The organism is Mesobacillus sp. (assembly GCF_047739415.1).
Taxonomy (GTDB): domain Bacteria; phylum Bacillota; class Bacilli; order Bacillales; family Cytobacillaceae; genus Mesobacillus.
Genome location: NZ_JBIQOE010000144.1, coordinates 1 through 9,428, shown reverse-complemented (window position 1 = coordinate 9,428; position 9,428 = coordinate 1). Strand labels below are relative to the sequence as shown.

The following is a 9,428-nucleotide window of genomic DNA, read 5'->3' as shown; positions in this document are numbered from 1 at the left end:
TAAAAATGCGGAGAATGGAGAGTGACTGCAAGATGTCACTCTCTTTTTTGCGTGTCCATTTTTAATAATTTATTAATAATTTCATAAGAGCATTTTAGGGATTCGCTGACAGAATAGAGGTTGTGAAAGGGAGGCAATGATGGCTTCTTTTTTTGTTTTAAGTATTTATCATTATTTTCAGAATACGTAAGCTCTAACATGGAATAATATGTTAAAATTTGAATGAAATAAAGACCTTAAATAAAATTGGAGCGATTAAATTGTCAATTGACATCATTAAACAAAACAAAAAAAGCTGGGATACAGTAGCCCATCATTTTGATGGCAAGGATGCCTTGCCCGGATATGGTCCTTTTGCACAGACTGAAGAGGAGTTAGGGTTATTTGGCGAAGTCAGCAATAAAAAGATTCTTGATATCGGTTGTGGAAGCGGCCATTCACTTAGATATATGGCCGAAAGGGGGGCGAGCGAACTTTGGGGAATTGATTTGTCGGAGACTCAAATTAGTACAGCAGAAAAAACCCTTAAGGATGTAAAACACCATTTATTCTGCTCGCCTATGGAAGCTGAAATTGGACTGCCAAAGCAATACTTTGACGTGGTTTATTCTATTTATGCAATTGGCTGGACCACAGATCTTGCTGCTACTTTTGAACTGATCCATTCGTATTTGAAGCCAGGCGGCTCCTTTATATTCAGCTGGGATCATCCATTATATGCTCACTTGAAAAGCCGGAAAGGTGAAATCTATCTTGATGGGTCATATCAAAATGAAGGGGTAACGCAGTACCAAAATTTTAAAGGAGAAGAAGCTCCGGTAATCATTCCTAAAAGAAAGCTGGCAACTTACATAAACGCATTAATAAAAGCTGGTTTTATGATTGAGTCTGTGATTGAAAGCGATGTTTCATCTGGATTTGATGGAGCAAGTGAGGAAATATCTGATCGTTACTATTCTTTGTACAAGGCAAGGAGATTTCCGACAACGATGATCATTAAATCAATCAAAGGGTGATGAAATGAAAAAAATACATTGGCTCATTTTAGCAGGTGTATTAGTTTTAATCGTAATGGGCTTGTTTTTGTATCAAAAAGCTACCGATGATACTTATAAGGGGATGACGATTATCCCTGAGAACCACGAAGATATCCCTTTATTTGAAGGATTAAAACCTAGAGAACACGATTATGTCATGGATAAAAATCTTTGGATTGATATCTATCATTTTTACTTAAAAGAACTTCCGAAACTTGGCTGGAATTTAGAGTTCGAAGGTTCAGCCCTAAATGATGGTGATCCAGATAATGATTGGGGCGGGTTTCATTCAGGGTGGAGAAAAAATGGGTTTGAAGGTGAACTATACATCTCAGCTTACTATAATCAACATGAAGACCAAACAGAGGTGATGTTTGACAAGACGCCAATATATAACTCTACAACTTGGATTCATAACATTCCAGAAAGTATTTGTATATATCAAAACTTAGATGATGAAGAATGTTTTGAGATGAATGATCAGACTAAAATCCAGCAAATTGCAGCTTTTATAAATGACGATGCGTTTGATTGGGAAGAAGAAGTTCTGCCGCGCCAAAACACAGGCGTTATTGAGTTTGGGGACTTAAAAATAAAAGTTCTTTATGAAAATGAAAAAGAAATTTATTTTCAGTCAGAAAGAGGTACAAAAATGATGAAGCCTGACCCTGGTTTCTTTGAACTTACCAATCTTTCTCCATAGTCTTGTTCAAATGAGGTCCATTATTTTTAGAAGCTAAAAAACTTCCTGTTTTCGGAAGTTTTTTGTTATCAACAACAAAGAAAAATCGGCAGTAATACTGTGTTCAACTGATGACCTCTCGCATACATTTATAGTTAACAGCATTTTAAATGTACAGCGAGGTGATGACATCATGTTTTCTGTTACGGGAATGCAGGGTTTTGAACTGTTTTCTGCTGAGCACTTGATAACTCTGGGGATTTTTTTTACGGTATGTCTTAGTTTGGTGCTATTCCGAAACCAAATCAGGCCGCATAAAAATGTTTTGAAATGGATTATATTTTGGACTCTGGTGGTGTGTAAGGTTTCACACCAGGTATGGCTCATCCTGACCGGCCAATGGCAAATCGGTGACCTTCCTTTACACTTGTGTTCGATGAGCTCCTTCCTGGCGATGTTTTTGTTTTTGAAGAAGAGTGTGAAAGGATTTTATGTGCTCTACTTCATCGGCACACTGCCGGCAATATTAGCCATGGTTACACCTGAAATGTCTTACACCTTTCCTCATTTCGACTATATTGAATACTTCCTCAACCACTCAGCCATTCCGATTGCCGCATTGTATTTCATCCTTTTTGAAGGCTACAGAGTTCCCCGCAAAGCCATTCTATTCACTTACCTTGTCGTGAACATTGTCGCCGTTCCAATCTTCATTTTCAATTTCCTGTTTGATACGAATTTTTTCTATTTGGCGAGTCCGACAGAAGCAGAAACAATCCTTTCCTTCTTCGGCAGCGGCATCATGTATTATCTGAATCTTGAAGTTGCGGCACTGATCCTGTTCAGTATTACGTATATCCCGATGTGGCAGCTGATCAAAAGAGAGAACCGAAGACGATTGATTGGAATGTATCATCAGTAGAGTTGTTTAAGTTGAATCTTTATAAAATTTTTCAAATTTAAGAATAGATGTGGAGGTGACTTATTGCGGTTGCCTTCAGTTTGCTAACGAGCTGATAGACTGAATCAAGAAAGACGGATATAACAGTATCCGTCTCTTTTTCATGTGGTGCGCAAAGAGGAGATCCCCGATTTGTTTCAAATGACAAATAAATCATATTGACTCGTACACTTGAATCCTGTAAAGTACAAAAGTATGTTTTTGAAAATGTAGAAAGTAGGCAATTCACCTCGAGAATTGTCTAGCTCCAGCGCCTAGCCCCTCGAGACGCTTCGATCCGCCCAATGAAGTCAAAGAACGACTTCACCGGTCGGCCATCAGAGGCACACGATGTGCTAGACCCGCCAGCCACAGGACGTGGCGTTCTAAGGCGGGCAGCGCTTATCAGGGCTGACCAAGGCGCTTGCGCATTTATTTATTAGGAGGCAGAAATGGATACTCAGAATCAAACACAGATTAAAATTACAACAGCGGATCCATCAGCACTAGGTTTGTTTGGACTGGCGATGGTTACATTAGTGGCATCGTCCCAGAAACTTGGGTTCACAGATGGTGTATCACTCATCATCCCATGGGCTATTTTCCTTGGTGGACTAGCACAGCTTTATGCTGCGATTCTTGATGGGAAGCATAATAATATATTTGGAATGACAGCTTTCGGTGCGTTCGGACTCTTCTGGTTCGGTGTCGGAACGACTTGGCTGATTCAGCTCGGATTTTTCGGTAAAAGCCTTGCAGCTGACGGTGATGTGAAGCAATTGGGAATGGCCTTCATCGGCTATTTGATTTTCAGTGTCTTCATGACGATTGGAGCTCTGGAAACAAATAAAGTCTTGTTCTTCATTTTCGTATTGATTGACTTCTTATTTATCGGACTATCTTTAAGTTCATTTGATATCTTCCATGAGGCATCGCATATGCTAGCAGCCGTGGCTGAACTGGGAATTGCGATTCTTTCATTCTACGGATCAGCAGCAAATGTGCTGAACACCCACTTTGGAAGAGTTGTCCTGCCAATTGGCAAGCCATTCGGGATTTTTAAGAAATAAGGGAAAGGTGCTAAGCATGACTGCTTAGTGCCTTTTTTTTCGAAAAAAAGGAAGAGAGGGTTGAAGGGAGAAACTTTAGTGTCTGCCAAGCTAACGATTTAAAGGGGGATAGAGATCATTTTTCCTTTAAAAAAGGGAAATGGCGATTTTATATAGAAATTACTGACAAACATGAGCAAAAAATGACCGGATTGCCGAAATGAAACTTGATAGGATGTTTTTAAGGGAGTGAGTGATATGGCGTGGATTGAGGCTTTGCAAAAGGCGATTGATTATATGGAGGAGCACCTGCTGGACGAGATCACGGTGGAGGAGATTGCGAAACAGGCCCATTCATCTCCATTTCATTTTCAGCGAACGTTTGCGATTTTGACGGATATATCCGTTGGAGAATACTTGCGGCGCAGACGGCTGACGCTGGCAGCAGGCGAACTATGCAGCAGGGATGCCAGGATTATCGACCTTGCACTGAAATATGGCTATGACACTCCTGAAGCATTTACAAAGGCTTTCCGCAGGCAGCATGGCATTTCGCCAAGTGAAGCGCGAAAGTACACTGGGAAGCTGAAATCATATAGCCGCCTGGGAATCCAGGTGAGTCTGAAGGGAGCGGAACCGATGCAATACAAAGTGGTAGAGCAAGATGGTTTTGTGGTGATCGGAATCAAGCAGGGATTTTCATTCGCAAATGGGGAGAATCTGGCTGGCATTCCAAAGATGTGGGATCAGGTCAATCAGGATGGAACCAGTGATTATTTGTTAGATAAAAATAATGGGCCGGTGAAGGGAGTCCTTGGTGTTTGTGTAGATCAAAGCAATGTCCAGGATAAGCGGATGGATTACTGGGTTGCGGCTGCGTACGAAGGCGAAACACCAGACGGCTATTTGAAGATGGAAATCCCGGCTTCTAAGTGGGCGATTTTCGAGGTCCACGGCCCGATGCCAGACGCGATGCAAAACGTGTGGAAGCAAATTTTTACGGAATGGTTTCCATCCAGCGGGTTCGAGCATGCTGGAACGCCTGAGCTGGAGGTGTATCCAGCAGGGGATTCAGCTGATCCTGACTATTATTCTGAGGTTTGGATTCCGGTTAAGTAAGGGATGGCACTGCCAATAGTGTATAAGAGAGCGGCGGGAGGCCGCTCTCTTTGTCGTTTGGGAGTTTTTTTACTCCTCAAACTCTACATCAAATAGATAATTAGATGATTCGGTGCTTTCAAAGCTTTCATGTATTACTCTTCCTTGTTCATCTTTTTCTTCTCCCGTTTTCTTCATTGCAAAGGTTGAGACAATATAACCCCCAACTGGCAATTGCTCATGATCTAATAATTGGATTTCTCCATTTGATACAAAGAAATCAGTTCGATCTTCTTCTCCATAAAAGACCCGTTCCCCGGAACTTTGGATTGCGTAGAATGAAAAACTGCCATTCGTTTTCGTAAGTTCCTTAATATCAAGTACATCAAGGTTTTTAAAGAAACGATCAGCATCAGTTAATCGATCATACTGGAGCCAAGTATCGGTCAGGCTTTTCGTAACTTGATACCTGCTCCTGTCAGAATCATATTGAATGTAATAAAGGTAATAGCTATTGTCATCTTGCCGGACCAGTTGCCAGCCTACTTCTTTAATGCTGCCATCTTCAAGATAATCCACTCTAAAGTCTCCGAGCTTCAAAAAGTCGTTCTCCAAGCTTAATTCCTGCTTAATCAGCTCATATTCATGTTGAAAATCCATTGTATATACGGAGCCAAGTTCATGCTCAAGGAAAATGGAGCGATTCTCCCATTGGTTGATGCCAAACGGGAAAATCCAATGGACAATGATAAAGGAAAGAACGCCAAGAACAGCAGCCATCCGTTTTACATGTGCATTTAACTTGGGACGAAAAAACAGGAGATACAATATAAACCCAAGCGGCAGAGAGACTTGATTCAAATTAAAGGCAAACGAGCCTAAAAAAAAGTACCCAATGATTTTTAAAGGAAAATATGCTTCTGTATCGGCTTTTTTTCGTAATAAAAATAAGAAGCTAGCAATTAATATGACATTATAAATAATAGCTGCCATTTTTGACCCCCTTAAGCCTTCAAGTCAGTCAGCCAAGCAAAGCAAGTCGAATAAATCATTGATTACATTTTAACATATAATTCCAATAATTATTTTGTGATGATGTAAATAATTTAATCAAACGTTTGATTAAATGAAAAAACCACCCTCTTTTTAAAAGAGTGATGGTTTCAGATGTTTAGTGATTGATTTCCCGGATTGCCTTTTGGGTATAAACCGGCTCGGGCTCTTGCCGTTCCTGCAATCGCGAAGGCAGGCCCTGGATCGATTGGACGACTGTATCCAGCTTTGCTTCGATTCGGTGAAGCAAGTACAGTGTCACGACGATCGGGAATCCAACATCGCTAATAAATGGAATCAGCTGTTCCATGTGCGTTTCCTCCCTTTTTCAAATTTTTATAATAAGAGCCGGTCTCTAAAAGAAGACCGGCCCGCGTTTATTAAACAAGTTCGTATTCGGTTACGTTGCGTTCGACGACGCGTGCGCTGTGAACGGAAACAAGGGTTCCATTCGTTGGCAGGAATGCATTGGAAGCGATGATTTGCTCCATTGCCAGCTTGACAGCTGCTGGATCCACCGGCTCCGTCGGGTTATCAACCGTTAGCTTGGCGTACTTGCCAAGGTCAGTAGCGAATTGCAACTCAAGTGTCTTAGCCATTTTTTTCACCTCCTATTAAAAGAGTAGATTGCCAGATTAGATGATATCGAAGCTGTCGTTACGCTCCACAGAGCTTAACAAGTTCGCGCTAAGGCCACCAAGAGCCACAGCCGCCTGCTGAACCTGGTCAGCAGTAGCTTCCTTTCTCACATAGCGGTATGTTTTACCCTTAAAGATCGGCTCGCCTTTCTCATCAACACCTGCTTCAAACATCAGCCTGATATTAGAATCCTTCAACATCGCCATTGCCATTTGCCTCACCTCCTTTCACCTTCTATATACAGGCGGGGAGGGGAAAAGGACAGGGTGGGCTAAAATATTTAATTAAGTTGGCCGCCAATTGTGCTCTATCGGACAAACGGCGCGGGAAAAAAGGGGAAACTGTCCGATAGAAAGACTCTATCGGACAAACTGGACGGGAAAGAAGGGAACACTGTCCAATAGGAAAGCTCTATCGGCCGAACCGGATGGGAAAGAAGCAGAGAATGTCCGATAGAAGGGCTCTATTGGACAAACTGGACGGGAAAGAAGCGGAGAATGTCCGATAGAAGGGCTCTATCGGACAAACTGGATGGGAAAGAAGCGGAGAATGTCCGATAGAAGGACTCTATTGGACAAACTGGACGGGAAAGAATCGGAGAATGTCCAATAGCAAGGCTCTATCGGACAAATTGTGCAGAAGAGAAGTAGAAACTGTCCGAAAGAGTTTTTCTCTGACCAGGTGGTTTTTCCTGTCGGTAGGCATGGAACCAAAACAAAAGCATCCCTCTGTCCACTGACGAGGAATGCTTTACTCAAATTACAAAATCGCTTCAGCTATCAGCTTATCAAACTTGCGGATATCTACGCCTTTTTTCAGGTTTACCTTAATATGGCCGGCCCTGGTCCATAATTCGACCTCGGCGTTTACATCAAATAAGCTGCCGGCATTTTCGGTGGACCACATATTGATCGAGGAGTATGGCAGGGAGTAAATCTCCACTTTTTTGCCAGTGATGCCTTGAGCGTCCCTGACAATCAATCGTTTATTGGTGAAAATTGCGCTGTCGCGTACGGTTTTATAAGCCGCGATCGCCTTTTCCCCTTCTACTAAAAGTTCATTTACATCATTTGGAATCGGGCATTCAGAGATAAATGTCCACGCTAAAATCGCTTGTGTTGCAACCATCTTCATAACCTCCCATTATATATTATTTCTCAGTTGTTATTCTGTATATATTTGGGAATCCCTGCTGTAAATGATTAAATCTTTTTCTTTTTCCAGGGTCTTAAAAAGGAAATGATGAAAATGAAGATAGTGACGGCAATTTGAAAGTAAACCGCATATTGCCTGATTAGATGATTTTGAATGAAGTCTGGATTGCTTAAGGCCAATTCTTTTTGCGTTTCCAATAGCTCCATGTTTTCCATCATTAGTTCGTCGACGATAAAAATTCCGACAACCGTTTGGATGATATACAAAATGAATTTCAAGCCTACCCAACGGTGCTTGAAGAATCCCCAGTTCGTAAAGAATCCATATGTGAACCCGACAAGCAGCGTTCCGATTGCCCCCCATCTGACAATCTGGTCACTTATCGTGACGATGTTTTTATAGCCGAGATATGCCTCATCATAATAAGTGAAATCTATGTGTAGATTTAAGGCCACGGAACTTAATATCCCGCCAAAGAATAATACTACTAAAAATACGTGAATTATTTTCAACCATCTTAAACCCTTAGGTCCTATCTTTCTCAAGTTGATTCCTCCAATCTATTAATCGTTTCTCATTATAGTGGTTGAAAAATAGTTTCATAATGTGCCACAGCCTTAATGTCTACTACTGCTGTGGTCGTATTTTTGGCATAAAAATAGGCAACAGCTGTGGTGGGCTGTTGCCTAGTGCCGGTTTAAGACAATATCCGTTTTTCTCCTTCAAGCGCTTGAATCGGGTTGATGTTCTGTGTGAATTCGAGGGTTCCGATATATTGATTGTCTTCATCCCGAACCGCGAAGTAACGGATGTAGACAAATTTGTCGCGGACCTTGATCCAGAAGTCTTCGGTGTCTTTTTTGCCAGCTTTGAAGTCGCGCAGCAAATCCTCAACAACATGGACGCTTCTCGGCGGATGGCAATTCTGAACAGTGCGGCCGATGACTGCTTTTGTTCTCGCAAAAATTCGTTCTTTACCATGTGAAAAATAGCGAACGACATCATCCTGATCAATGAAGGTAATATCAACCGGCAAATGGTTCAGCAGCAGCTCAAGCTGCTTCAATGACAGGATTCCCGTCTCCATTTTGATATAGCCTTCCGAAATCGCATCAGCGTCAAGGGGTTTCCGGGCAGGTTTCCATTCCTGGGTGGGTGCCGTCAGACAGTAGCCGATCTCGTCGCTTTCATGAGCGATTTTTACCCATTCATCTTCCGTAAAATTCTGCAATGCCATCGGGAAAAGGATGTTTTCCTCCCTGTAAATCATTTCGCTTACTTCCCTAAGGACAAACTGGACCTCTTCAATTACACCATTTTTATCGCCATCATAATTGGCCAGTTTTTTCTTAGCCAGCTTGATTCCGTCGCGGATAAAATCATCGATACGCCACATATTCGTTGTCGGGCCGTAGATTCCGTACTTTTCAAGGTAAGGGAAGATCAAGTTTTCCTTGCGGCTGTAGTGCTTATCAATGTCATAGAGAAGGTTGCAATCCTCCAGCAGCAGATTGATATTTTCAGCACTGTCTTCTATTGCAAATTGTTCAAGGTGAGCGCGAAGTCTGTTTTGTAAAAGCTGCTCAATCTCACGGTTTTCCATTTCGAATGTATGGACCGGGTGTCCAGGCTGGTTTTCTGGTCCATACACGGATTCATTCTCTTCGATTGCTCCTTTAAAAAGGTCGGAGTGTGCCGCATAAATACGCTGCATTTCCGTAACGGATATATCGCCTTCGATCAGCTCGACATGCTGTAGGCCGGCAATTTCCTCG

12 protein-coding genes are annotated in these 9,428 nt (G+C 42.0%); 5 read left to right on the top strand and 7 right to left on the bottom strand.

The window, feature by feature from the left end; genetic code table 11:
• Positions 1–260 precede the first annotated feature (260 nt).
• The 5 genes from ACH0QE_RS11470 (at position 261) to ACH0QE_RS11450 (ending at position 4,827) form a co-directional block, all read left to right on the top strand.
• On the top strand, positions 261–1,016 hold the full coding sequence (locus tag ACH0QE_RS11470) for a class I SAM-dependent methyltransferase (protein ID WP_415800814.1): 756 nt from the start codon (positions 261–263) through the stop codon (positions 1,014–1,016).
• Between the two features lie 4 nt (positions 1,017–1,020).
• Positions 1,021–1,740, top strand: a complete 720-nt coding sequence (locus ACH0QE_RS11465; RefSeq protein WP_415800813.1) for a hypothetical protein — start codon at positions 1,021–1,023, stop codon at positions 1,738–1,740.
• Positions 1,741–1,912: 172 nt separating this feature from the next.
• The gene (locus ACH0QE_RS11460; RefSeq protein ID WP_415800811.1) at positions 1,913–2,641 is read left to right on the top strand and encodes a TIGR02206 family membrane protein; all 729 of its coding nucleotides are present in this window, start codon (positions 1,913–1,915) and stop codon (positions 2,639–2,641) included.
• 470 nt (positions 2,642–3,111) lie between these two features.
• Entirely contained in the window at positions 3,112–3,729 is a 618-nt protein-coding gene (locus ACH0QE_RS11455) for an acetate uptake transporter (RefSeq protein ID WP_415800809.1), read from the top strand.
• Positions 3,730–3,966: 237 nt separating this feature from the next.
• On the top strand, positions 3,967–4,827 hold the full coding sequence (locus ACH0QE_RS11450; protein WP_415800807.1) for an AraC family transcriptional regulator: 861 nt from the start codon (positions 3,967–3,969) through the stop codon (positions 4,825–4,827).
• A gap of 69 nt (positions 4,828–4,896) precedes the next feature.
• Here ACH0QE_RS11450 and ACH0QE_RS11445 read toward each other — a convergent pair whose 3' ends face one another.
• The 7 genes from ACH0QE_RS11445 to ACH0QE_RS11415 form a co-directional block, all read right to left on the bottom strand.
• Positions 4,897–5,799 carry a hypothetical protein gene (locus tag ACH0QE_RS11445; protein WP_415800805.1) on the bottom strand — a complete coding sequence of 301 codons (903 nt, stop codon included), beginning with the start codon at positions 5,797–5,799 and terminating at the stop codon, positions 4,897–4,899.
• A 178-nt stretch (positions 5,800–5,977) separates the two neighbouring features.
• Positions 5,978–6,169: a YvrJ family protein gene (locus tag ACH0QE_RS11440; protein ID WP_415800804.1), complete on the bottom strand. Its 192-nt coding sequence runs from the start codon at positions 6,167–6,169 to the stop codon at positions 5,978–5,980.
• A gap of 70 nt (positions 6,170–6,239) precedes the next feature.
• Complete coding sequence (locus tag ACH0QE_RS11435; protein ID WP_215035741.1) at positions 6,240–6,458, bottom strand: DUF2922 domain-containing protein; 219 nt, start codon at positions 6,456–6,458, stop codon at positions 6,240–6,242.
• A gap of 36 nt (positions 6,459–6,494) precedes the next feature.
• Positions 6,495–6,710, bottom strand: coding sequence for a DUF1659 domain-containing protein (locus ACH0QE_RS11430; protein WP_041966809.1), 216 nt, complete (start codon positions 6,708–6,710; stop codon positions 6,495–6,497).
• A 547-nt stretch (positions 6,711–7,257) separates the two neighbouring features.
• Positions 7,258–7,626, bottom strand: coding sequence for a PH domain-containing protein (locus tag ACH0QE_RS11425; RefSeq protein WP_415800802.1), 369 nt, complete (start codon positions 7,624–7,626; stop codon positions 7,258–7,260).
• A 74-nt stretch (positions 7,627–7,700) separates the two neighbouring features.
• Entirely contained in the window at positions 7,701–8,198 is a 498-nt protein-coding gene (locus ACH0QE_RS11420) for a DUF2269 domain-containing protein (RefSeq protein WP_415800801.1), read from the bottom strand.
• A 152-nt stretch (positions 8,199–8,350) separates the two neighbouring features.
• Entirely contained in the window at positions 8,351–9,421 is a 1,071-nt protein-coding gene (locus tag ACH0QE_RS11415) for a DUF438 domain-containing protein (RefSeq protein WP_415800815.1), read from the bottom strand.
• Positions 9,422–9,428 lie beyond the last annotated feature (7 nt).

What these genes read in the sequence shown, in the direction of transcription:
- ACH0QE_RS11465 (WP_415800813.1), top strand. Translation starts at nt 1,021, where the DNA reads ATGAAAAAAATACATTGGCTCATTTTAGCAGGTGTATTAGTTTTAATC.
- ACH0QE_RS11460 (WP_415800811.1), top strand. Translation starts at nt 1,913, where the DNA reads ATGTTTTCTGTTACGGGAATGCAGGGTTTTGAACTGTTTTCTGCTGAG.
- ACH0QE_RS11455 (WP_415800809.1), top strand. Translation starts at nt 3,112, where the DNA reads ATGGATACTCAGAATCAAACACAGATTAAAATTACAACAGCGGATCCA.
- ACH0QE_RS11450 (WP_415800807.1), top strand. Translation starts at nt 3,967, where the DNA reads ATGGCGTGGATTGAGGCTTTGCAAAAGGCGATTGATTATATGGAGGAG.
- ACH0QE_RS11445 (WP_415800805.1), bottom strand. Translation starts at nt 5,799, where the DNA reads ATGGCAGCTATTATTTATAATGTCATATTAATTGCTAGCTTCTTATTT.
- ACH0QE_RS11440 (WP_415800804.1), bottom strand. Translation starts at nt 6,169, where the DNA reads ATGGAACAGCTGATTCCATTTATTAGCGATGTTGGATTCCCGATCGTC.
- ACH0QE_RS11435 (WP_215035741.1), bottom strand. Translation starts at nt 6,458, where the DNA reads ATGGCTAAGACACTTGAGTTGCAATTCGCTACTGACCTTGGCAAGTAC.
- ACH0QE_RS11430 (WP_041966809.1), bottom strand. Translation starts at nt 6,710, where the DNA reads ATGGCAATGGCGATGTTGAAGGATTCTAATATCAGGCTGATGTTTGAA.
- ACH0QE_RS11425 (WP_415800802.1), bottom strand. Translation starts at nt 7,626, where the DNA reads ATGGTTGCAACACAAGCGATTTTAGCGTGGACATTTATCTCTGAATGC.